The 22,222-nt window shown below is 39.6% G+C and carries 21 protein-coding genes; 13 read left to right on the plus strand and 8 right to left on the minus strand.

The features are described 5' to 3' along the window. From fdhF to AWN68_RS15535, 5 genes are all read left to right on the plus strand, one after another. Positions 1–2,793, plus strand: a complete 2,793-nt coding sequence (gene fdhF, locus AWN68_RS15515) for a formate dehydrogenase subunit alpha (RefSeq protein WP_068417651.1) — start codon at positions 1–3, stop codon at positions 2,791–2,793. A gap of 13 nt (positions 2,794–2,806) precedes the next feature. Next, positions 2,807–3,364, plus strand: a complete 558-nt coding sequence (locus tag AWN68_RS15520; RefSeq protein WP_068417654.1) for a molybdenum cofactor guanylyltransferase — start codon at positions 2,807–2,809, stop codon at positions 3,362–3,364. 109 nt (positions 3,365–3,473) lie between these two features. After that, complete coding sequence (locus tag AWN68_RS15525; RefSeq protein ID WP_068417657.1) at positions 3,474–4,022, plus strand: Crp/Fnr family transcriptional regulator; 549 nt, start codon at positions 3,474–3,476, stop codon at positions 4,020–4,022. A gap of 70 nt (positions 4,023–4,092) precedes the next feature. Continuing rightward, complete coding sequence (locus AWN68_RS15530) at positions 4,093–4,743, plus strand: hypothetical protein (protein ID WP_068417663.1); 651 nt, start codon at positions 4,093–4,095, stop codon at positions 4,741–4,743. A gap of 10 nt (positions 4,744–4,753) precedes the next feature. Continuing rightward, positions 4,754–5,104: a bleomycin resistance protein gene (locus tag AWN68_RS15535; RefSeq protein ID WP_068417667.1), complete on the plus strand. Its 351-nt coding sequence runs from the start codon at positions 4,754–4,756 to the stop codon at positions 5,102–5,104. 28 nt (positions 5,105–5,132) lie between these two features. On the opposite strand, the gene AWN68_RS15540 is transcribed toward AWN68_RS15535, so the two are convergent. The 3 genes from AWN68_RS15540 to tgt are packed head-to-tail and all read right to left on the minus strand — an operon-like array spanning position 5,133 to position 8,266. Then, positions 5,133–6,053: a DMT family transporter gene (locus tag AWN68_RS15540; protein ID WP_068417670.1), complete on the minus strand. Its 921-nt coding sequence runs from the start codon at positions 6,051–6,053 to the stop codon at positions 5,133–5,135. Further along, the gene (locus AWN68_RS15545; protein ID WP_068417675.1) at positions 6,053–7,135 is read right to left on the minus strand and encodes an LptF/LptG family permease; all 1,083 of its coding nucleotides are present in this window, start codon (positions 7,133–7,135) and stop codon (positions 6,053–6,055) included. The genes AWN68_RS15540 and AWN68_RS15545 overlap by 1 nt, the downstream gene beginning before the upstream one ends. Beyond that, positions 7,136–8,266, minus strand: a complete 1,131-nt coding sequence (tgt, locus tag AWN68_RS15550; RefSeq protein ID WP_068417677.1) for a tRNA guanosine(34) transglycosylase Tgt — start codon at positions 8,264–8,266, stop codon at positions 7,136–7,138. 73 nt (positions 8,267–8,339) lie between these two features. Here tgt and AWN68_RS15555 point away from each other — a divergent pair, with 73 nt between their 5' ends. Genes AWN68_RS15555 through rsmG form a run of 3 tightly spaced genes read left to right on the plus strand, consistent with a single transcriptional unit; the run spans position 8,340 to position 10,703 of the window. Beyond that, positions 8,340–9,449, plus strand: a complete 1,110-nt coding sequence (locus AWN68_RS15555; RefSeq protein WP_157716266.1) for a glycosyltransferase — start codon at positions 8,340–8,342, stop codon at positions 9,447–9,449. Beyond that, positions 9,440–10,048: an RNA polymerase sigma factor gene (locus tag AWN68_RS15560; protein ID WP_068417682.1), complete on the plus strand. Its 609-nt coding sequence runs from the start codon at positions 9,440–9,442 to the stop codon at positions 10,046–10,048. Before AWN68_RS15555 ends, AWN68_RS15560 begins: the two co-directional genes overlap by 10 nt. Before the next feature lie 25 nt (positions 10,049–10,073). Continuing rightward, positions 10,074–10,703: a 16S rRNA (guanine(527)-N(7))-methyltransferase RsmG gene (gene rsmG / locus AWN68_RS15565; RefSeq protein WP_068417685.1), complete on the plus strand. Its 630-nt coding sequence runs from the start codon at positions 10,074–10,076 to the stop codon at positions 10,701–10,703. On the opposite strand, the gene AWN68_RS15570 is transcribed toward rsmG, so the two are convergent. Beyond that, complete coding sequence (locus AWN68_RS15570) at positions 10,704–11,102, minus strand: hypothetical protein (protein WP_068417688.1); 399 nt, start codon at positions 11,100–11,102, stop codon at positions 10,704–10,706. Between the two features lie 72 nt (positions 11,103–11,174). Beyond that, positions 11,175–12,410, minus strand: coding sequence for an ABC transporter permease (locus AWN68_RS15575; protein ID WP_068417691.1), 1,236 nt, complete (start codon positions 12,408–12,410; stop codon positions 11,175–11,177). A gap of 115 nt (positions 12,411–12,525) precedes the next feature. Between AWN68_RS15575 and AWN68_RS15580 the strand changes: the two genes are divergently transcribed. Beyond that, positions 12,526–13,791 (plus strand): asparagine synthetase B, encoded by a 1,266-nt coding sequence (locus AWN68_RS15580; protein WP_068417694.1) that lies wholly within the window; start codon positions 12,526–12,528, stop codon positions 13,789–13,791. 265 nt (positions 13,792–14,056) lie between these two features. After that, entirely contained in the window at positions 14,057–14,959 is a 903-nt protein-coding gene (locus tag AWN68_RS15585; protein WP_068417697.1) for a DUF3078 domain-containing protein, read from the plus strand. 224 nt (positions 14,960–15,183) lie between these two features. Here AWN68_RS15585 and AWN68_RS15590 read toward each other — a convergent pair whose 3' ends face one another. Both AWN68_RS15590 and lpxK read right to left on the minus strand, forming a co-directional pair. Then, a complete protein-coding gene (locus AWN68_RS15590; RefSeq protein WP_157716268.1) occupies positions 15,184–17,106 on the minus strand; it encodes a putative porin in 1,923 nt (640 codons plus the stop codon). 19 nt (positions 17,107–17,125) lie between these two features. Continuing rightward, complete coding sequence (gene lpxK, locus AWN68_RS15595; RefSeq protein WP_084362890.1) at positions 17,126–18,184, minus strand: tetraacyldisaccharide 4'-kinase; 1,059 nt, start codon at positions 18,182–18,184, stop codon at positions 17,126–17,128. A gap of 41 nt (positions 18,185–18,225) precedes the next feature. Between lpxK and AWN68_RS15600 the strand changes: the two genes are divergently transcribed. From AWN68_RS15600 to AWN68_RS15610, 3 genes are read left to right on the plus strand one after another with little or no spacing between them, the layout of a single operon-like run. Further along, positions 18,226–19,323: a Nif3-like dinuclear metal center hexameric protein gene (locus AWN68_RS15600; protein ID WP_068417709.1), complete on the plus strand. Its 1,098-nt coding sequence runs from the start codon at positions 18,226–18,228 to the stop codon at positions 19,321–19,323. 10 nt (positions 19,324–19,333) lie between these two features. Then, on the plus strand, positions 19,334–20,113 hold the full coding sequence (locus tag AWN68_RS15605) for a zinc ribbon domain-containing protein (protein WP_068417712.1): 780 nt from the start codon (positions 19,334–19,336) through the stop codon (positions 20,111–20,113). Between the two features lie 10 nt (positions 20,114–20,123). Next, positions 20,124–21,608: a tetratricopeptide repeat protein gene (locus tag AWN68_RS15610; RefSeq protein WP_068417714.1), complete on the plus strand. Its 1,485-nt coding sequence runs from the start codon at positions 20,124–20,126 to the stop codon at positions 21,606–21,608. Here the strand turns inward: AWN68_RS15610 and AWN68_RS15615 are convergent. After that, the gene (locus AWN68_RS15615; protein WP_068417717.1) at positions 21,586–22,203 is read right to left on the minus strand and encodes a histidine phosphatase family protein; all 618 of its coding nucleotides are present in this window, start codon (positions 22,201–22,203) and stop codon (positions 21,586–21,588) included. The two genes, AWN68_RS15610 and AWN68_RS15615, sit on opposite strands and share 23 nt — an antisense overlap. Between the last annotated feature and the right edge of the window lie 19 nt (positions 22,204–22,222).

The raw sequence follows: 22,222 nt of genomic DNA on the forward strand, positions 1-22,222 counted from the left end.
ATGAGTGATTCAAAAAATATCGCCTATATCAACAACGAACCATTTCCGTTCGAAAGTGGTGAAACCATTCTTTCGTTGTTAAGAAGAAATTTCGGTCCAAATCCTGTCCCCACCCTATGTGATGCGCCTAATTTAGATCCTTTCGGTTCCTGCCGAGTGTGCAGCGTAGAAGTAGGCAGAGAACAAAACGGCCCAACACGTGTACAGGCTTCCTGCCATACACCAGTAATGGAGGGTTCCTATATCTACACCCACACTGAAAAAATGGAGCGACTACGAAAGAATATCGTAGAGCTTGTATTGACAGACTACCCCAAAGAGAAATTCGAAACCGATAATCCAAAGAATAACGAGCTTAAGCGAGTAGCATATGACGTAGGAATCAAGATGGAGCAAGTGCGTTATGCTCCGGGAAGAAACCACCTTGACCGCACCACAGACACTTCTCATCCTTATATGAGGGCCAATTTGAGTGCCTGTATCAACTGTTTCCGTTGTGTGCGGGCATGCGATGAAGTTCAGGGCGAAATGGTCTTGACCATGGAAGGCCGAGGTTTCGATAGTAAGATTGTAATGGGCATGAATGAAGGTTTTATGGAATCTGATTGTGTGTCTTGCGGTGCTTGTTCGCAAGCCTGCCCAACAGGCGCCATCAGCGATGTATTCGATTCCAAAACCAATGAACCAGAAGAAGTCACCAGAACAGTTTGTACCTACTGTGGCGTGGGCTGTAATTTGGATGTCGCCACGGCAAGCGGTGAAATTCTAAGCATTACCGCGCCCTACGATGCGGAAGTAAATCAAGGCCATACTTGCCTGAAAGGGCGTTATGCCTTCAAATTCTATGATCATCCGGAAAGACTTCGTTCTCCGATGGTCAGGAAAAATGGGGTGTTAGAAAATGTTTCTTGGGATGAAGCCTACAGCTACATCGTTGACAGAATCACGAACATTCGAGAAGAACATGGGCCAGATTCCATTGCTGGAATTTCTTCGGCCAGGTGTACCAATGAGGAAAATTACCTGATGCAGAAGTTCATTCGTGCCGTTGTCGGTACGAACAATATTGACTGTTGCGCTAGGGTTTGCCACTCTCCTACCGCCTTGGGCATGCAACGTTCCTTCGGAACTGGCGCTGCCACCAATTCTGTAATCGACATCAAATACACGGACTGTATGATGGTGATCGGTGCCAATCCAACGGCAGCGCACCCAGTAACAGGCGCCAAAATGAAGCAAGCGGCCATGAAAGGCACTAAGCTGATTGTCATTGACCCTAGAGAAATTGAATTGGCGAAATATGCCGATCACTTCCTACAACTCAGGCCCGGCACCAATGTAGCACTCCTCAACATGATGTTGTATTACATTATAGATGAAGGTTTGGCTGATCTTGCTTTTATTGAAAACCGCACCGAAGGTTATGACGACTTTGTTGCGAACATTAAGAAACTGGACATCAATGCGATGGAAGCCATTACTGGCGTAAATCGCGAAGAGGTACGAGCAGCGGCCATCACTTATGCCTCTGCTCCAAATGCAATGTCATTCCATGGTTTGGGGGTTACAGAACATTCTCAAGGTACATTCACAGTGCAACAAATTGCAGACTTGGCCATGATTACGGGAAATATAGGCCGAAGAGGTGTTGGTGTCAATCCGTTGCGTGGACAGAATAACGTTCAAGGCGCAGCAGATATGGGTGCACAACCGCATCAAGGAGCAGGTTATATGGATGTGACCAAGCCTGAAATGAATCGGCTTTATATGGACTTCTATAAGACTGACAAGATTCCGTCACACATTGGATATAAGATTCCAGAGATGTTCGATGCTGCCATTGCTGGAGACCTGAAGGTGATGTGGATCATTGGTGAAGATGTAGTGCAAACCGACCCCAATACCAATAAAGTCAAAAAGGCATTAACGAGTCTTGACCTTTTTATCGTTCAAGAGCTCTTTATGACAGAAACGGCAATGCTGGCTGATGTTGTTTTACCGGGTGCTTCTTTCCTTGAGAAATCTGGCACATTTACCAATGGTGAACGCAGGGTACAACGCGTGAATAAAGTGGTAGAACCAATTCCTGGTACTAAAGCCGATGGTCAAATCATTGTTGATGTAATGCAACGCATGGGTTACGATCAAGCAGATTATGCGCCTGATACCATGCTGGAAGAAATCTCTCAAATCGTTCCTTTCTTCAAGGGGATTACATGGGAAGAACTCGCCAAAAACGGAAAGCAATGGCCAGTACCAGAAGATGGCTCGAGTACTGAAATCATCCATATTGATTCCTTCAAAAGAGGTAAAGGCCTATTCACTTACTTCGACTGGAGGGAATCTGAAGAGATTGTAGAGCATGGAGCAGAGTATCCTTACATCATTACCACCAACCGAGAGTTAGAGCATTACAATTGTGGCGCAATGACTCGTAGAACGGGCAATGGCGAGATCCTGAAGGAAGATGTTCTACTCATCAATGCAAAAGATGCAGCAGACAATGGTATTGCTGATGGAGATATGGTCTGCGTGACTTCGGCACGAGGAAAAGTGGATATCAAAGCACGTATTACGGCTGAAGTGAAACCAGGTGTAATGAGCACGACTTTCCATTTCCCTGAGATCATGGTGAATTTGATCACTTCTGATGTACATGATTCAGAAGCCAAATGCCCAGAATATAAAGTGGTAGCGGTGAAAATCAGAAAATCTAAAGGCGTAAACAAGCTAATGAAGGCCGCACAAAGTGCCGGTATGGAAGCTGCTCCTTTGGACAAAAGAAAAGACTAGCTCTCGATAGTCCATGAAGGTAAAATCAGTCAAAGGCTTAATCCTCATGGGAGGGCAAAGCACGCGCATGGGCAGCGATAAAGCCTTTGTGCAGTGGCAAGGTCAAACATTGCTGGAAAAGGCCATAGATCATCTTTCAGGAATTACCGAAGATATTTATCTATCTGTGAATCCTGAGCAATATGATCTACTTCACAATGAATATGCTTGTATTCAAGATCGATACCCAGACAAAGGCCCTTTGGGTGGTATACTTTCGGCATTAGAAATACTGAAAGAGGACCTTATTGTTTTGGCAGTTGATATGCCCAACCTCAATACTACATGTGTCAAGGACTTGATCAGTACTGCCAAGGATTCCAATACTGTCACTTGTTATCAGTATAAAGAAGCCATTCAGCCCTTCCCCTCCTATTGGCCTGTTGAGTTATTACCAAAGCTTGAACAAAGTGTACTGAATAATCACCTTGCAATGATTAAATTCATCGTGGCGCAACAGCCTAATTTGATCCCAGCTAGTGATTCTGATCTTTTCAATAATTTTAACAGGCCAGATGATATGATTGAATGATTATTAGTTAGTTACCTCAAGTGCTATGTACTGAGTATTTGCAAAAGATTTCTATCTAAAACAAATTTGCAAAGTACGCCAAACGAATTGTTTTATAGATTTATTAAGAATGACAGCTCAAGAAATTTTAAGCAACATAGGACAGTTTTCAGACTTTGATACAGCGTTATTTGAAAAACTCACAAGCCGCAGAGTGTTAGAGAAGAATGAAATCATATTGAAAGAGGCTGAGGTTTGTCAGTCTATTTATTACATAGTATCGGGTTCATTTTTTCAATACCAGAACAAGGATATTTCCGAAATCATTATTGACCTGCATCTTCAAGGTGAATGGATGTATAATCATGAAAGCCTCGTAGGTCAAACACCATCTAAAACAATAGTTAAAGCATTTTCTAAAGCTGAAGTTATTGAGTTGACTTTAGAAAACTTTCATTTCCTGAGCTCAAAAGCACAGTCATTTTTACAATTTGGTAAAATCTTAAACCCGACACAGAGCAGAACATATATTTTTGACAACTCACTATCTCCAAGTGAGAAATATGATTATATTAAAAAGGCAAAGCCTCTATTAGCACAGGTATTCCCCATAAAAATGATAGCATCCTATCTGAAAATAGCCCCCGAAACTTTAAGTAGAGTAAGAGCCCAATACTGAATTTACTGATTTCGATCAAGTGGTGCTTCAACAGCTTATCACCAATTTTGCAGCGTAAATAAATCTCAAAATGGATAAGCAGCAAAGCCCTTTACAAAAGGCCAAAACCTATATCAAGGTATTAGGTAGTATATCATTGATATTAGCACCCTTACTATCACTTATTGGTTGGGGTATTTCGTACGATAGTCTCACTTCGCTTTTTTCCTTCAACTTTTCATATCAAGCTACCAACGGTGCTGCATACCTAACGCCAACCACGGACCCTGCTTTGGTGTTTAGATACTATCTTTTACCTCACTACTTTATATATGCCTCAATGCCAGTTTACATTGCATTGGGCTTGACCTTAATGTTTGCTACCTATAAAAAAACACCTTGGCTTTCTTTCATTGGAGCTATACTATCAATCATTGGGGCTGTGTATTTTATTGGCGTATTAGGAGCTTATCTCTCAGCTCCCATTGGCAGTGTGGCTATGACGAACATTTTAAAAATTTCGTTTGCTTTGTGCATTTTAGTATTTGTTGGAAACGTTTTACTGGGCCTATCTCTTTACAAAGCCAACATTACAGCCAAATGGACTTCACTGCTTTTTATCTTCGGTAATATCCTAATTTTAGTATTCCCGGGAATTGAAAACTGGATGGCATTAGGCTCATTAATGATGCTTATTGCTATGCTTCCATTAACGAAAATCATATTAAAAAGACACCCTTAATAAAATTATTATGCTGACAAACATAAATCCAAAATTACCCATGCGCGATAAATCTGCCACAAGAAACTATTATATAGATCAGTTAGGTTTTCAAGAAATAGGAGATTATGACGGGTATTTAATGGTTCAAAAAGATAAAATAGAAATTCATTTTTTTGAGTTTAAGGAACTTGATCCAAAGGAAAATTATGGCCAAGAATATATTCGCACCAACGACATTGATGCTTTATATGCATCTATGCTTGACAATAAAATTAAAATTCATCCAAACGGAGCATTGAAGGCATTGCCTTGGGGGCAAAGGGAGTTTGCCTTGCTTGACCCGGACAATAACTTGCTGACTTTTGGGCAGTCAATTTAAAGAAGAACGGCTACAGGCATTAATAAACTTATTGTAAACCAAGTTTCTTCTTTCGTTCTAAAGCTCTGCGCTGGCTTCGCCTGATGACAGGGTAACTCAAGACAGCCGCTAGAATAATGAGTGTTCCGTAATAAAAACCAGAGCTCATTTCTTCGCTTTCGCCATAAATAATGATGGCTAGTATTATACCATATACGGGTTCTAGGTTAATGGTCAAGTTCACCACATAGGCCGTAATCCGTTTCATTAGCTCTACAGAAGCAGAAAAAGCATAAACAGTACACACCACAGAAAGGATCGCTAGTAAGCCCCAATCTCTGGTGGTTGGGATGGCATAAGTCGTAGTTTCAGCCAAAAAGAAATACTTGTAGAACGGAATGAAGATCGCAATACCAATGGCAGCCGCGGCCATTTCGTAAAGGGTAATTGTGTACTGAGAAAGCCTATGCGTCAATTTACCATTCAATACAGAGAATAGTGCCGCCATAAATGCTGAAGCCATGGCCAGCCCCAAGCCTAGTGCATTACTGAATTCGAAACGAAAGATGACATAAAGCCCACTGATTACTACTAAGCCTAAAATCACTTCGAATGACCTGATTTTTCTTTTGTTCACCAATGGTTCAATGAGACTCGTCCAAAAAGTGGTGGTGGCCATGCCTGCCAAACTCACGGAAACATTAGAAACCCGAGCGGATTCGAAAAACAGAAACCAATGGATCGCAATTACAAAACCTGTTAGAATCAAGGGCCTCAAGTCGGAAATATTGACCTGAAATGTCTTTGATTTGAAATACATAAAGCCCGCCAACACAATACTGGCCAAAGCGGTACGATACATTACCACTTCTGTGGCAGGAATAGTCATCTCATTGCCGAGAATCGCAGTAAAACCCCAAAGAAAAACTATAAAATGGAGTTTTAGAAAATCCTTAGAAGAGGCTTCCATTACTTAGGAACAAAACGGTAGATAGAGATTCCGAGCATAGTAAAAATAATATTGGGCATCCAAACTGCAAGCAGCGCATCCATTGAGCCTGCCTCGGCAATGCTCTTTGTAGCGATAAACAAAAGTATATAAATAAAAGCCAAAAAGAAGCCCAAAGCAATCTGAAAACCTACTCCTCCTCTTGTCTTTCTTGAAGATAGAATCACCCCAATAAAAGTCAGAATTATGGCCGTAAAGGGAGACATAAATCTTGTCAGTTTTTCGATATGATAAATCGGAATATTATCAGCTCCTTTCAGCTTTAAATCGTCTATATAGGTGTATAACTCAGGAATGGTAAGGGTTTCTTGCAACCCAGTTTGACTAGAAAAATCGTCTGGGCTCATGTTTATTTTGATGAGGGTATCATTCACATTTTGGTATTGAAAATCCTCATCCATCTCATTAAACTTCCGTAGATTCCAATTCCTCAAAGTCCAAGAGGTTAGAGTAGAGTCCCACAATATCTCAGCGGCAGAGATCTTATAAAGCATCTCTTTGTCTACGATCTCTTCAAGCGTAAAGTCTCTTCCCGTATTTCTGTAATTGTTGTATGACCTTAAATAGACATAGGTAGTTGGACTCACCTTGAAATGGACATCTTGACCTGAATAAACAAAAGGTTTGTCGGCAAAGTATTGGTTTTCAAACTTCACCCTAAACTTATTGGCTTCTGGAATAATCCATCCTGTAAAAACAAAACTAATTACAGCTATGATTACAGCCCCCATTAGAAATGGCTTCAACATTCTTGGATAGCTTACCCCTCCTGCTAAAATGGCTACAATCTCGGTATGACTGGCCATTTTGGAAGTCACAAATACCGCAGCAATAAATACTGTAATAGGCGTAATTAAATTGGCAATATAAGGAGCATAAAAAAGGAAGTACTTAATGATTAACCAAGTACCCACCTCATTTTTAATGAAGTTTTCATTTCTTTCTGAAAAAGTAAGAATGAGCACGATGGCTACTAAAATACCTACTACAAAAAGGAAAGTCGTGAGGAACTTCGTTAATATGTACTTATCCAGTATTTTCATTTAGAGGCGTTGTGTCACTTTTTTGACCATTTGGTTTTTCCAATCAACAAACGTGCCTGCTAATATCTGTTTTCGAGCTTCTTTAACCAACCATAAGTAAAAAGTTAAGTTATGTATGCTGGCTATTTGTGCTCCCAAAATCTCCTTGCTAGTAATTAAGTGCCTTAAGTAGGCTTTAGAGTAAAATGTACTGTTATACCCACCCAAATTTGGATCAATCGGGCTGTGGTCATTTTTCCACTTTTCGTTACGCATATTCAGAATGCCTTCACTTGTAAATAGCATTCCGTTACGGGCATTTCTCGTAGGCATAACACAATCAAACATATCTACGCCCAAGGCAATTCCTTCCAAAATATTTTCAGGCGTACCCACCCCCATCAAATAACGTGGTTTGTCCTTAGGTAGAATATCACAAACAATCTCGGTATGCTCGTACATCATTTCTGCTGGCTCACCCACAGACAATCCTCCGATGGCATTTCCCTCGCGCTCAAACGAAGCAATCGTTTCTGCCGACTTCACCCTTAAATCTTTATAGGTACTGCCTTGTACAATCGGAAAAAGCGTTTGGCTATAACCATACTTTCCTTCCGTAGCATCAAACCTATCGCAGCAGCGCTTCAGCCAGCGGTGAGTCATTTCCATAGATTTACGAGCATATTCGTAATCGCAAGGGTATGGAGTACACTCATCAAAAGCCATCATGATATCGGCTCCAATGGTACGTTGAATATCCATTACAGCTTCTGGACTGAAAACATGTTTAGAACCATCAATATGAGATTTGAAGGTTACTCCTTCTTCTTTAATTTTTCGTGTGCCCGAAAGCGAATAAACCTGATAGCCTCCACTATCTGTCAAAATAGGTTTGTCCCAACCATTAAATTTGTGCAAACCACCAGCCGCCTCAATTACTTCTAAACCTGGCCTTAAATACAGATGATAAGTGTTTCCTAAAATAATTTGTGCCTGAACGTCATCTTTTAATTCGCGCTGATGAACGGCTTTAACCGAGCCAGCAGTGCCTACAGGCATAAAAATAGGCGTTTCAATTACACCATGGTCTGTAATTACCTCCCCCGCTCGGGCCTTCGATTGCTTGTCTACTCCAACTAAATTAAACTTCATTCCTCATTTTTGATCACACAAAAATAGCAGGAATCATTTATTCTTATTTCATTCAGGCATCATTTCATTTCCTGTGAGTTTAGAAATTATCTTTTGGTCCGTATTTATTCTGTTTTCAGCTATTCAACTGTACTATCACTGGGGGTATTTTAGTCGGCTACCCAATCATCTGATTTCGGATAATAAAAGTACAACACAATTGCCCGTTTCCATAGTCATTGCCGCTAGAAATGAAGTGAGGCTCCTACCCTCGTTAATTACCAAGTTGATGAGCCAAGACTATTCATTCTTTGAGATTATCATTGTCAATGACCGATCATCTGATGGTTCAGAAGCTTTGCTCAATTCGCTCAAGGAAGACAATCAAAAACTTAATGTTATTCATGTTCATAACTTACCAAAAGGTTGGAACGGTAAAAAGAATGCTTTGCAATTAGGTATTGAAGCCGCTCAGCATGAGATTATCTTACTCACTGATGCCGATTGTATTCCTAACTCTAATCAATGGGTTAGCAAAATGGCTGGCCGTTTTAAAAAGGAAACAGACTTTGTGTTGGGTTTTTCTCCCTACGAAAACAAAAAGGGTTTTCTGAATCAGATGATTCAATTCGAAACTTTACTCACCGCCATACAATACCTTTCATTCGCGATTAAAAGACAGCCTTACATGGGCGTTGGCAGAAATTTAGCCTATCGTAAGTCGGTTTTTTTAGCGCACTCATTTCAAGGTTTTGAATCTCAAACCGGAGGCGATGACGATCTGTTTGTCAATGCGCACGCCAATGCTACAAATACTGAAATCTGCATTCACCCCGATGCGCATGTCACCTCCATTCCAAAGGCGACATGGAGCGAATATTTTACTCAAAAAGTCAGGCATTTGTCTGTTGGAAAAAACTATCATAAAAAAGATCAAACGAGATTGGGTCTTTTTGCGTTAAGTTCGCTGATAGGTTGGATAATGCTGTTTTGGGCAATTTTAGCGGGCTTTAATATTGAACTCACTTTGATGATTATCGGTATCAAGAGCTTGTCATTTTATGTTATCTTTACCCTTTCAGGTCGCAAGCTGAAAATGAACATGGCCTACTGGGCACTTCCATTCCTCGATCTGTGTTTAAATTTGTATTACCCAATGGTGGGATTAGTGGCGCTATTAGCAAAAAAGGTTAAATGGAGTTAGGTAAGCAGTTTTCTGACAAAGCACTCAAAGATTTTAAATTAATAGACCTGGCAGTTGAGAATCATGATCAACAGGCCTTTGCGGAGTTATTACAACGCTATCGTAAACCTGTTTATCACATGATTTTGAAAATGATTCGGAATGTGGATGATGCCGAGGATTTAACAATCGAGGCTTTTGCAAAAGCTTTTAAAAACCTTCATAAATTCAAAAAGGACTTCACTTTCAGTACATGGCTGTTCAGAATTGCCACCAACAATACAATTGACTTTATCCGTAAGAAAAGGCTCGACACCATGAGTCTGAATACTTCATATAGTGATGACAATGGCGAGTCAGTCAATATCGATGTTCAAGACAGAAACTTGAACCCACAAGAAGAAGCTATTAAAGCTCAAAAGATTGAATTAGTTCAGCTCTTTGTCACTAAACTCCCCGCCAAATATCAGCGATTGGTGAAGCTTCGTTACTTTGATGAACTAAGTTATGACGAAATTGCAAAAGAATTAAATGCGCCTCTCGGCACTGTTAAGGCACAATTGCACCGAGCTCGTGAATTAATGTATGACCTTGTGAAAGGTAAAAAGGAACACATCTAATTCTTTTTTGTTAATTCGCACTCAAATGGAGTTAATCAAAAAACATTTCCCTGCCCTTTCAGAAAAGCAAATTGCTCAATTTGCTCAGTTAAAACCTTTGTATACGGAATGGAATGAAAAGGTAAATGTGGTTTCTAGAAAGGACATTGAGAACCTTTACGAGCGTCACGTATTACATTCTTTAGGTATAGCCAAGGTTTTTAAGTTTCCTGAAAATACAGACATTCTAGATGTTGGAACTGGAGGCGGTTTTCCTGGAATTCCATTGGCCATTATGTTTCCAGAATCCAATTTTCATTTGGTGGACTCCACCGGAAAGAAAATAGTGGTGGTGAAAAATATTTGTGAGGCGTTAGGCCTTAAAAATGTAGTTGCCGAACAAATACGTGCTGAAGCCATTAAGGATAGAAAGTATGATTTTGTAGTAAGCCGTGCGGTGGCTCAACTCAAAGAGTTTTATCCGTGGGTAAAACACAAGTTTAAGCCTACTACAGAAGTAGCTTATAAAAGCGGTCTACTTTATTTAAAAGGAGGAGATTTGACTACCGAAATCAAAGAATCTAAATTAGTTAAAGTGCGCGTTCACAACCTTGAGAAATTCTTCGAACCAGAATTCTTCGAAACCAAGAAAGTGGTTTTCGTTCCCCGACAGTAATTAGTTAGCTCTTCTTTCGAAGTCTTCCTCCTCACTAGGTTTAGCAGTGTAGATTATAATGCTGTACACTCCTACTAGTGTTCCAAAGGGAAAATTGATTAGCCCGATGATTCCATAAACAAGTGCTGGCATCATGGCCCACTTACGTCCATTTACTAAGCCAAAGCCTATTACGATTTTAGGAATAAGGAAAAGGATGGCGATTGCCCATAGTATGGAATCAATAAAATCAAATATCCACATTGCTTCGATTGGAATTGGATCATTATCCAGTGCGGCCATATTCAATATAAAATCCATAAAGAAATCATAGAATACTAAGCCCAATAGTCCGAGGGCACTAAAGGCAATGAAAAGGATGCCTAAGATTTTCTTGTGAGATGGTTCAGCAAAATTCATAGTTTCTAATTTTACTTCAATATAAAAAAAGCCCCGATAAATCGAGGCGCTTTCGTCAGCGGCATAAACCGCTTATTCAAATCTTAATGCATCTATTGGGTTTAACTTAGATGCTTTATTCGCTGGAATTACACCAGACGCTAAACCAACGAATACACAAACGACTAAGCCCACAGTGATCCATAGCCAAGGTATTATGAAGGCTCCTCCTAGGGCGGTAGCGAGTATGTTCCCTACTCCAATCCCCATCAAGGCTCCAGCAATACCTCCCATCTGACAGATTACAATGGCTTCTATTAAAAATTGTTGACGTATCCTGTTAGGTGTAGCACCCAAGGCTTTTCTAATTCCAATTTCTCTAGTTCTTTCAGTTACCGATACCATCATAATATTCATAAGTCCTACAGCTGCTCCCAAAAGAGTAACTGCCCCTACCACCAAACCACCAATTCGTAACCCATTGGTCATATCATCCAAAGCTTCAGTAGCAGAATCTGACCTCAAAACTTCAAAAGAATCCTCCTCACCTAATTTATTACCTCTAATCTTGCGCATATAGCCCGTAGCTTCCCCCATTGCATAATCAATTTGCTCTGGGTCTTGAATCATTACGGTGATATTGTAACGCATTCTACCACTTCTATCCAGCCTTTTTGCATTCAAAAGTGGTATGATAATATTTCTATCTTCTTCAGTATCGCCACCGAACCCCCCTTTTTCTTCTAAAACACCTATTACACGGTAGTTATTACCGTAAAATTTAACGGTCTTATTTAAAGGGTCTTCATTTTTATCAAAGAGTGATTTAACTATTTCAGTACCTAGAATACAAACGTAATTTCCAAATTCAATTTCTAAAGCAGAGAAATTTCTTCCTCGCTCTATTTTTACATCCTTGATAGAAAAGTAGTTTTCGTCTCCACCAGTAATACTCGTATTAGGACTGGTTTTTTTCTCCTCATATTTAATCTCTGCCGAACCAGAAGCTCTTGTATAAATAGTTACAGTAGAAGGGAAATTAAAATCATCTTTAAAACGAACAGCCTCATCGAATTTAATTGGCGCATAAGACTTTTCCCTAACTCCGTTCATGTTTCTTCTTCCAGAAGAACGGCTTGCCACATCGAAGCTATTGGCCCCTAAACCTGACATACTGGCTTCTATTTCACTTTGAATACCGTCTACAGCGGTAAGCATTCCCACCAATGAGGTGATACCAATGGCGATGATTAGACCTGTTAAAATGGTTCTAAGGGTGTTCGATTTAATCGACTTTATTCCTTCCCTGACGTTTTCTCTGAAATTCATTGAGATAAAATGAGTTTTTGATTGTTACGAATTTAGTCAACCATTGGTCAGATATTGCCAACAAATTTATAAATTCAACGATCGTTCTGTTAAACGGTTTATAATCCAGTTCACTATGAGAAGACTTTTGATTTTTTTGATTTTGGCTACGTTCAGCCTTTCTGGCTACGCATCCAAAATATTGATCCCAATGGATCTTTCACAATCAAATCACCTAAAAGCCTACGGCATTGCTTACTGGGTTCTCAGTAAAGACGTATCAATCGACTGGATGTTAAATTTTAGAGGAGGAAGTTTTTTATTACCCTCCTCAGCGAACATAGAGAAGGAATTAGTCATCCGTGGTGTAAGCTATGAAGTGATCTCGGATGCGACAGCCGCTCAATATGAAAGTCAGATTGCATCCCCTTCTTCAAACATGGACATGATGAAATTGGAGAAGGTACCAAAAATTGCTGTTTACACTCCGAAAACTAAAATGCCCTGGGATGATGCCGTAACATTAGCCTTGACTTACGCTGAAATTCCTTATGATATTATTTACGATGATGAATTAATGGCTGATGAACTAACAAAATATGACTGGCTGCATTTGCATCATGAGGATTTCACAGGACAATATGGTAAGTTCTATGCTAGTTACTCTCCCTACAGTTGGTACCAGCAACAGCAAAGAGATTATGAAGCTTCTGCCAGAAAACACGGGTTCGCGAAAGTGTCACAGTTAAAGCTAGCCATTGCTCAAAAAATTAGAACTTTCGTAGCGGGAGGTGGCTTTCTTTTTGCCATGTGCTCTGCAACGGATTCATTTGATATTGCATTAGCAGCCAATGGAGTTGATTTTATCGAAGCCATGTATGATGGCGACCCAGCTAACCCTGCTGCCGAGTCTAAATTTGATTTTTCACAAACTTTGGCTTTTGAAGACTTCAAACTAAAAAAAGACCCATTGGAATATGAGTTCTCAGATATAGACAATACCGATGCTAGGCGTTCAAGATCCCTAAATGAAGGAAACGATTTCTTTAAACTCTTTGAGTTTTCTGCCAAATGGGATCCTATTCCAACAATGCTAACCCAAAATCACACCCGTTTAATTAAGGGCTTTTATGGCCAAACCACTGCATTTAAAACCAGAGTAATCAAACCAGATGTGGTTACCATGGGGCAAAACGATGCCGCTGAAGAAGCCAAATACATCCATGGCGTTTTCGGAAATGGTTTCTGGACTTTTTATGGGGGCCACGACCCTGAAGACTACCAGCACAGGGTAGGTGAAGAACCAACTGATTTAAACCTCTACCCTAACTCTCCGGGTTACCGATTGATTCTGAATAACATACTATTCCCAGCAGCTAAGAAAAAGAAAAGAAAGACTTAAGCAATCTGAAGACTTTAGATAAACTATTGATCTACTAAGACTTCCTCAATATTCATCTGAGCGATGTTTACCCAACGTGAATCTGCTGGTAACTATAGCCCTGTGGGGTGATTGCTCATTTCGTTATTTATGATTCAAAGTTAAACCGTCAGCTCACATATTAAAAAAATAGAAGAATCATACACTTAATCTTTACCGAACATACTAAATTGCAAGATATTACATAAAGTCAATTTGATTAAATCAATTTTCAAACATCTACATCATGAAGAAAACATTACTCATTTGCCTTACCCTGTTGGTATCGTACGCTGCTCAGTCGCAAACGGCTGACTCCGTGAAATGGGAAAGAAAAGGCTCCTTAGGTTTTACGTTCGCAAACGTAGGCTTATCTAATTGGGCCGGAGGGGGTGAAAGCTCTGTTTCTTTAGGTACAATTTTCAATGCAGCCGCAGTCAGGAAAGCAACGCATTCTACTTGGAAAAATCAGGTTGACTTTGCTCTTGGTGGTGCCAAATTAGGCGACAGAGATTTTAGAAAAACTGATGATGCCATCATTCTTCTAAGCCAGTACAAGAGAAAAATCAATGAGAAATTTGGTTACAGCGTATCTAGCATTTTAAGAACTCAATTGTTAGAAGGTAACAATTACGTGGCTGATCCTTTAAATCCAGGAGAGCTAATTACCGAGAAAATTTCCAATTTCATGGCGCCAGGCTACCTTTCAGTAAACTTAGGTATGGAATACAGTAGTGGTGATGTTTTTACCGTTTCTTTTGCTCCTGCTGCAGGTAAATTCACTTTCGTAATGGACGATGAGCTTTCGGCTGCTGGTGCTTATGGTGTTGATCCAGGTGATAAGGTAAGGGCTGAGTTCGGTACTAACGTCTTGACCACCTTGAATTTAAAATTGATGGAAAACATTTCTTTCCAGTCTAACCTTAACTTCTTTACTGCATATAACAGTTTTGGAAATGTGGATACAAACTGGGAAACATTGTTAGTAATGAAAGTCAACAGCTGGTTCAATGCTACCTTTGGAACGCAGTTGATTTACGATGACGACATTCTAATCAAAGGTGAGGACGGAAACGTTTCTAGAGAAATTCAGTTCAAACACGTATTGAACCTTGGGGTTAACTTCAAGTTATTCAGCACAGGCAACTAAGATCTGATTTCTACCCAATTGCAGAAAGTCATTCTGGAATGCTTTATCAACTAAATTGATGAGGTTTTCAGAATGATTTTTTCGTTTAAAGCCACCTTGAATAAAGATACCCCCACAAACCTCCTTCCACAAAAAGGAGTGTTCGCGGTAACATTCTTGCCGTACAATACTTAGATGTGCCGCCTGCTATATAACTTCTCTGAATAAAAGGCTTCGAAAATCTACTAATTGTAGAAAGACCAACGTACGCCTAAGTCTAAAGTACGTTTTACGCCAGTATAATAAGGGGTTAAGAAATAACCTTCAGCAGTAATGCCTTCATTGAAATGCCCTGATTTAACGAAAAAGTGAAAGTTCTCTACTTTGAAATTCAAGAATAAATCGGCCTTAATAAAAGCATTATTCTCAAAGTCGTCTTGTAAATGATATTGCTGAACAATTGGATTGTAAGCATTGGCATAATATGCTGAACGATAATGCAAATCTATTCCAGTATGGACGATCATTTTACCGTCAAAAATCACATTTTTATATGCCAGTTGGCCATTTGCCAAGATATCTGGTAAACGATAAAGGTTTGAAGAACCTCCAGAAACTGTATTATAATAAAAGCTACTCGACCACTTCCATTTTGGTGACAAATTGAAATCAAAATGGAATCCTGGCGCTAAAATGACAATATCACTACCCGCCTGATTTGGGCGCTTGTCTTGATCATAATAAAGGTAATTGGCAATTCTATTGAACCTGATTAATGGCCTAAAACTCAAACCCGAGCTGTTAATTTTCACCTCACCATATAAATTCTCAGATTGCTCATTCTTAAAACCGTTAATCCAATACCCTTGTTGACCAGCATACAGCTCAGAAAGGTAAGAAGGCTGGCTAGAGACTTTAGACACTCTCGCATCGAAGAAACTACTTGTAAAGTCACCTTCCACAAAAAAACCACCCCCAATTAAATACTCGCCAGAAGCCTTCAAGAAAACTTTAGGCGTTATTTTCTGTCTTAGTGTTCCCCCCAAATAACTTTCCAGTTCAGCTCCTTCTCCACCCAAAATTCTATTGTCATATTTCAAATAGCGGGAGCGATAAAAAACGGTATATGAGAAGCTTTTGGTATAACCTTTGACTCCAAATTCATTTGAAAGCTCATTGTAAGATGTTCTATCCATGATAGAATCTTTTACCAAATTACGTCCCACAGATTTATAAACTAGCGAGTCCGAACCGGCCAAATTATACACATCGGTGTACCTCACCACTTGATTATAGAAGGTACCAGAGTGATACACCTGAAATACTGAATCTAAATTATATTGTTGAAAAATATGCACTCCACCACGCTTATCGTAGCTTTCTGCATCATCGAGTACTACATTTGCGTCTTTATATTTAAAATAAGTAGCCTTTACTTTTGGGTCATCATTGGCTGGATCGATAGCAGGGTCAAGAATCCCTCCCTGCTCATCCACGCTAAATTTCATTTGAGTTACATTGAACAAAGCCAAGTAACGAGGTAGTTTCTTGGGGCGAATAAATCCAAAGAAGTTATAATTAGTGCCTTTCGACTGAAAGTCGCCAGTACTTAAAAATGACACCTGTTTTTCTGCCCTGACGCTTTTATACTGGAAGCCTAAATTCAAATAAACACTATCGTTCAAGGCAAAAACGATATCGGTCCCCCCCCTTCGTCCACCACCATAAACCACATTGATTTCGGTGAACGGAGATTTTGTATCAAAATATTTAATATCCTCTGGCCCCACATAAAACTCATCATAAGCATTATAGCCCGATCTCCTTCCGATGGTCATCGAGGGCTCATAGTAGAGGTTTCTATAGGCAGTACCTAAGTTCCCCAAGTTCTGACCCAAGTTACCGTTCTTTTCAATGTCTGTATAGCGATGAAGGTTATCAGGAATTGTGTCTGGATAATTGAAAATGAGGTTGTTGAACTTAAAATTGTTCTCGTAAGTATAGCGGGTAGTTAATGGTCCATATACACTCTTTACCGTATCCTTTAAAAGTCGGTTCTCTCTCTGACTTTTAATAGAATCTCTATTGGCACTAAACGTGGTATTGCCCTGAGAAAAGGCCACAAAACCCAACACTAAAAAAAACGAAATAAATAATACCCTCTTCAACACGCCCAAAATTAACAATTCAACTGAGGTTTTTCTTTTCTTCCAGCAATTTAAACAGTCGACTAGTAAACTTCTCTTCTTCCTCTAAAGCAAAGCGAATAGGAATATAGAATACGGCAGTCTTCTTAAAAAGTGAATGCTCGGCAAGTGTCAAAAGTCGTACCATGTCTTTTTCTGTGGTTACTATTGGCAAACCTATTTGTTGTTGCATCATATATTCTTGAATGTCATCCATATCCTTTAATGTAAAGTTATGGTGGTCTTCAAAAATAAATTCCTTTTGAACATTGTATTTTGATGCCATTTGAGACTTAAAAACAGTATTGTCGGCAATCCCGGTAAGTACAACGACATCTCCTTTATAGGCCAACTGCTGTGTATTATGTTCAAAAACAAGATGCGGTTGATCATATTCAATATGACTAAAGAACACTGGCTTTTCTCCTAAATAACTCTTTATATTCGCCTTTATTTCTCTTCTCTCCTGCTCATCAATAGCTTCTGGGCTTTTGGTAATGATCACACAGTCAGCTCTTTTCGCCCCCTTTCTACTTTCCCGTAACTCTCCGGTAGGCAAAATATAGTCTTCATAAAAAGGGTGGTTAAAATCACTTAAGAGAATATTGAAATCGCGTGCCACTTTTCTGTGCTGATAAGCATCATCCAACAAAAAAACTTCAATTTCTTCTTTCTCCATAATGGCAGAAGGAATGGCCAAAACGCGCTCTTCCCCCACGCAAACGGAGATATTGGTTCCGAATTTTCTATAATATTGATACGGCTCGTCTCCCATTGTTTCGGCAGTATCGGTTTCCGATGCCATTCTATAGCCTCTGGTTTTTCTTCCGTAGCCCCTGCTTAATGTCGCCAACCGATAATCCGTTTGAAGCAATCTAATTAAGTACTCCACCATAGGAGTTTTGCCTGTTCCTCCCATCGAGAGGTTACCCACGGAAATTATAGTACGATCAAATTCAACTTGGGGCTTCTTACCTATATTGTATAGGTGATTTCTAAAGCTCATCAACCAACCGTAGAGCACGGAAACAGGAAATAATATCCATCGCAAGAGCTTCATTCTATTCAGGTTTCTATCTTAGCAGTTTAAAAGTTACAAAGATGGTAAAAATCAAGGAGATCATTGAAGAACTGGAAAAACTTGCGCCCCCCGCTTATCAAGAGTCTTACGACAATTCAGGCTTAATCACTGGAGATAAGAATTGGGAGGTAAGCGGAGTAATGGTGAGTTTGGATTGTATTGAGTCAGTTATTGACGATGCGATCGATAAAAAGTGCAACCTCATTGTTGCGCATCACCCTATCGTTTTTAAAGGCCTTAAAAAGTTGAATGGCAAAAGCTATGTGGAGCGAACCATAATAAAAGCCATTAAAAACGACATTGGCATTTATGCCATTCATACCAATTTGGACAATGTGTATTTAGGTGTGAATCAAAAAATGGCCAATCAAATTGGACTGGTCAACACCCGAATTCTTGCCCCAAAAAAGCAGTTGTTAGAAAAACTGGTGGTGTTTATTCCCAAAGAAGAAACCAACATAGTACTTGAGGCCCTGCACGCAATTGGTGCGGGAGAAATTGGCAATTACTCGCACTGTAGTTTCAAAGTAAATGGAACAGGCAGCTTTAAGCCCAATGAAAACGCTAACCCGGTAATTGGTGAAAGAGGTCAGCTAGAGCATGTAAATGAAGACCGGGTAGAAATTATGTACCCTAGCCATTTGAGCAGGAAGGTTATTCATGCCTTAAAAGAGAACCACCCTTATGAAGAAGTAGCCTATTACATCAGTCAATTAGAAAATGAAAATCAAGAAGTGGGCGCTGGAATGATCGGACAACTCAAAAAAGAGATGACCAGTCATGAATTTCTAAGTCACTTAAAACAATCAATGGGCTTGAGTTCAATCCGCTATACAGCAAAAAATGTGGATTCTATCAAAATTGTGGCCCTTTGCGGTGGTGCGGGGAGCTTTCTTTTGGCTTCAGCCATGGCTCAAAATGCCGATGCTTTTGTGACCGGAGATTTCAAGTATCACGAGTTCTTTGACGGTGAAGGGAAAACCATGATTGCAGACATTGGGCACTATGAAAGCGAAAAGTTTACAAAAGAGCTTTTGCATTCATTATTGACAGAAAAATTTGCTAATATTGCAACCTATTTGACAGAGGTGAATACGAATCCCGTACTGTACTTCTAAAAAAACGTGAATGGAAAAGACTGTAGCACAAAAACTTGACGCCCTTACTAACCTTCAGAGAATTGATTCTGAATTGGATGAAATCAAAAAAGTAAGAGGTGCCCTACCTGATGAAGTAGCTGATTTAGAAGACGAGATCGCTGGATATCAGACAAGAATTGACAAATTCAAGTCTGAAGCTGGAGAACTTGAGACTAATATTGCTGATTATAAAACTCAGATTAAAAACTCTGAGGCCTTAATCAAAAAATATAATGAGCAACAAATGAACGTGCGTAACAACCGTGAGTATGATGCCATTACTAAAGAGATTGAACTTCAAAATTTAGAAATTCAAATTTCTGAAAAGAGAATTAAAGAAGCTTTCGCTAAAATCGAAATCAAGAATGGTGAAATAGCCAAGACTGAAGAAGAGTTAGGCGAAAGAGCTAAAGACTTGAGCAGTAAAAAAGGTGAACTCGAAACTTTGACTAAAGAAAGTCATGATGACGAGCAGAAACTGATGAACGCAAGAACAAAAGCAACTAAGGACATTGAAGAAAGACTTTTGGTTTCTTACGTTAAGCTTCGCGATAACGCAAGAAACGGTCTGGCTGTAGTACCTGTCGATAGAGGTGCTTGTGGTGGTTGTTTCAACGTTGTTCCTCCTCAAAGACAAGCAGATATTCGTGAACGCAAAAAAGTTATCGTTTGCGAGCATTGTGGTAGAATCTTAGCTGACGTTACTGACGAAATCGTTGTAGAAGAAGCTAAGCCAAAAAGAAGCAGAAGAGTTGCAACAAAAGCCTAATTAGTTTTTGATGTTTCTAAACATAAAAAAATGGATAGGCGTTTTCGCCTATCCATTTTTTCTTTTAACGCAAGTAAGTTTAGCCCAAAGTCAAACCACCAATTTTGACTTGGCTTACACCACCACTTTGGATTTAGATTTCAAAGCCTCAAAATCTATTCTCTCCTCTTTAGAAAACACTGAAATACCCATGGGCGATCTTTACATCGCCAATCTTAACGATGTACTAGAACTCATTTTTAGTGAAAACGAAGAGCGTTACAACCTCCTTAAGAAGAATGAGGATAAAAGACTTAAGCAACTCCAAAATTCCTCTTCTGATTCTCCATACATAGATTTCTTTAGGGCTGAAATCAAAATGCAATGGGCATTTGTAAAGCTTAAATTTGGAAATACCCTCAGTGGCGTGTGGAGTTTAAGAAATGCTTACAAAATCACAGAAGACAACATTGAGAAATACCCAGACTTCAAACTCAACTTTAAAACGATGGGTTTGCTTCAGGTCATTTTTGGAGCTGTACCCGACAATCAACAGTGGGTATTAAATGTATTGGGACTGGAGGGAGATGTTGAGAGTGGCTTAATGCACTTAAAGGAACTCTCGAAAGAAGCTACTCCATTTACGCTTGAGGCTACACTCATCTCTTCTATGATTGAATCCTATCTTTTAGAACAGCATTATGAAGCCCTTGAGGGATTAAAAAACAATACTTCAGACCAAAAAACGATGGCCGAAGTCTATATTACTTCGCTGATTCTAATGAAGGCCCACAACGCGAATGCAGCAGCCTTACTACTTCAACAAGCCTTAGAAAAAGAAGAAGCCAATGCTCCACTCTTGTTTGAATACTTGCTAGCCGAAGCTCTTTTTCAAGGGGGAATGTACAATCAAGCGAAAACACATTATCTGGAATATATCGACCAGTTTAAAGGCAGAAACCAATTGAAAGATTCGAGAATGAAAGTAGCGATGTGCGAATACTTTTTAGGGAAAAATGCTTCTTTCAAAAACTATTGGGAAGAGGCCAAACAAACCAAAGGCGCTACTTCCGAAGCAGACAAAAATGCGGCCCATATTTTAGAAGCGACCACATTACCTAATTTCAAATTACTCCAAATAAGATATGCCATTGATGGTGGCTACTATACGTTGGCCAATCGAGCCGTCTCTAAATTGAATTTGGAGAAATTAACCATCATGGAGGTTCATGAAGTTACCTACAGAAAAGCAAGGTTGGCGCACCTAAAATCTGATTACACTGAAGCATTAAGGCTTTATAATGAAGTGACTTCTAATGCGGATATACTACCAGAGTCTTACTTTATACCAAACTCTTTTCTTCAAATGGGCTACATTAAAATGGAAGACAAGGAAAACGAAGAAGCAAGAGAGTATCTCAATAAGGTATTAGAATTCAAAAAGCATCCATACAAAAACAGTCTTGATAGCAAAGCTAAAATTGCCTTAGCAACTATAGATGGCGCAGATGACTAACTTCGTTATACCTGTCTAATACAAAGGTTTTCCCTGTAAATGTGATTTCATAAAGCCCCAAATTGTTGTGCAAGAAGTAATCCATCCCACTTATTGGATAATTGAAAATAGTAGCAAGCATTAAGCGCATCGCTCGGCCGTGCATACAAATCAAAACACTAGGTTCATTATCTTTGGCCATAATATAGGACAGGCCCGCACGTAATCTTTGCGCTAAACCTTCAGGGCTCTCGCCACCTTCGATCGCCTTGCGTGTTTCGCCCCTCTGCCAACTACTTATCATATCGAAATAATAAGCATGTTGCTCTTCGTTTACTTCGGCCCCCTCATGAATCCCCCAGCTGATCTCATCTAATTCAGGCAGCGCTTCATAAGACAAGCCTTGCGCTATAAAACCCTCCATTGATTGAGCAGTTCTTTTAAGCGATGAGATGTATAGTTTATCAAATGATATGTGCTTGTAAGCTTCGTGAAAAGCCTGAGCCTGAGCCCTTCCCATTTCGTTTAGGTCAGAATCCACACCTCTTCCCTGAACAATTCCCTGTTTATTGAAATCTGTCTGTCCGTGACGTGTGAGGTAGATTTTTTTGATCATCAATTTTGTTCTATTTTTG

The organism is Roseivirga echinicomitans, from assembly GCF_001592935.1.
Classification (GTDB): Bacteria; Bacteroidota; Bacteroidia; order Cytophagales; family Cyclobacteriaceae; genus Roseivirga; species Roseivirga echinicomitans.

Excerpts from the sequence above, each read along its gene's own strand:
- AWN68_RS15610 (WP_068417714.1), top strand. The coding sequence starts at position 20,124 with ATGTTTCTAAACATAAAAAAATGGATAGGCGTTTTCGCCTATCCATTT.
- AWN68_RS15520 (WP_068417654.1), top strand. The coding sequence starts at position 2,807 with ATGAAGGTAAAATCAGTCAAAGGCTTAATCCTCATGGGAGGGCAAAGC.
- rsmG (WP_068417685.1), top strand. The coding sequence starts at position 10,074 with ATGGAGTTAATCAAAAAACATTTCCCTGCCCTTTCAGAAAAGCAAATT.
- AWN68_RS15540 (WP_068417670.1), bottom strand. The coding sequence starts at position 6,053 with ATGGAAGCCTCTTCTAAGGATTTTCTAAAACTCCATTTTATAGTTTTT.
- AWN68_RS15530 (WP_068417663.1), top strand. The coding sequence starts at position 4,093 with ATGGATAAGCAGCAAAGCCCTTTACAAAAGGCCAAAACCTATATCAAG.
- AWN68_RS15560 (WP_068417682.1), top strand. The coding sequence starts at position 9,440 with ATGGAGTTAGGTAAGCAGTTTTCTGACAAAGCACTCAAAGATTTTAAA.
- lpxK (WP_084362890.1), bottom strand. The coding sequence starts at position 18,184 with ATGAAGCTCTTGCGATGGATATTATTTCCTGTTTCCGTGCTCTACGGT.
- AWN68_RS15600 (WP_068417709.1), top strand. The coding sequence starts at position 18,226 with ATGGTAAAAATCAAGGAGATCATTGAAGAACTGGAAAAACTTGCGCCC.
- AWN68_RS15525 (WP_068417657.1), top strand. The coding sequence starts at position 3,474 with ATGACAGCTCAAGAAATTTTAAGCAACATAGGACAGTTTTCAGACTTT.
- AWN68_RS15535 (WP_068417667.1), top strand. The coding sequence starts at position 4,754 with ATGCTGACAAACATAAATCCAAAATTACCCATGCGCGATAAATCTGCC.
- AWN68_RS15585 (WP_068417697.1), top strand. The coding sequence starts at position 14,057 with ATGAAGAAAACATTACTCATTTGCCTTACCCTGTTGGTATCGTACGCT.
- AWN68_RS15570 (WP_068417688.1), bottom strand. The coding sequence starts at position 11,102 with ATGAATTTTGCTGAACCATCTCACAAGAAAATCTTAGGCATCCTTTTC.
- AWN68_RS15545 (WP_068417675.1), bottom strand. The coding sequence starts at position 7,135 with ATGAAAATACTGGATAAGTACATATTAACGAAGTTCCTCACGACTTTC.
- AWN68_RS15575 (WP_068417691.1), bottom strand. The coding sequence starts at position 12,410 with ATGAATTTCAGAGAAAACGTCAGGGAAGGAATAAAGTCGATTAAATCG.
- AWN68_RS15615 (WP_068417717.1), bottom strand. The coding sequence starts at position 22,203 with ATGATCAAAAAAATCTACCTCACACGTCACGGACAGACAGATTTCAAT.
- AWN68_RS15580 (WP_068417694.1), top strand. The coding sequence starts at position 12,526 with ATGAGAAGACTTTTGATTTTTTTGATTTTGGCTACGTTCAGCCTTTCT.
- tgt (WP_068417677.1), bottom strand. The coding sequence starts at position 8,266 with ATGAAGTTTAATTTAGTTGGAGTAGACAAGCAATCGAAGGCCCGAGCG.
- AWN68_RS15605 (WP_068417712.1), top strand. The coding sequence starts at position 19,334 with ATGGAAAAGACTGTAGCACAAAAACTTGACGCCCTTACTAACCTTCAG.
- fdhF (WP_068417651.1), top strand. The coding sequence starts at position 1 with ATGAGTGATTCAAAAAATATCGCCTATATCAACAACGAACCATTTCCG.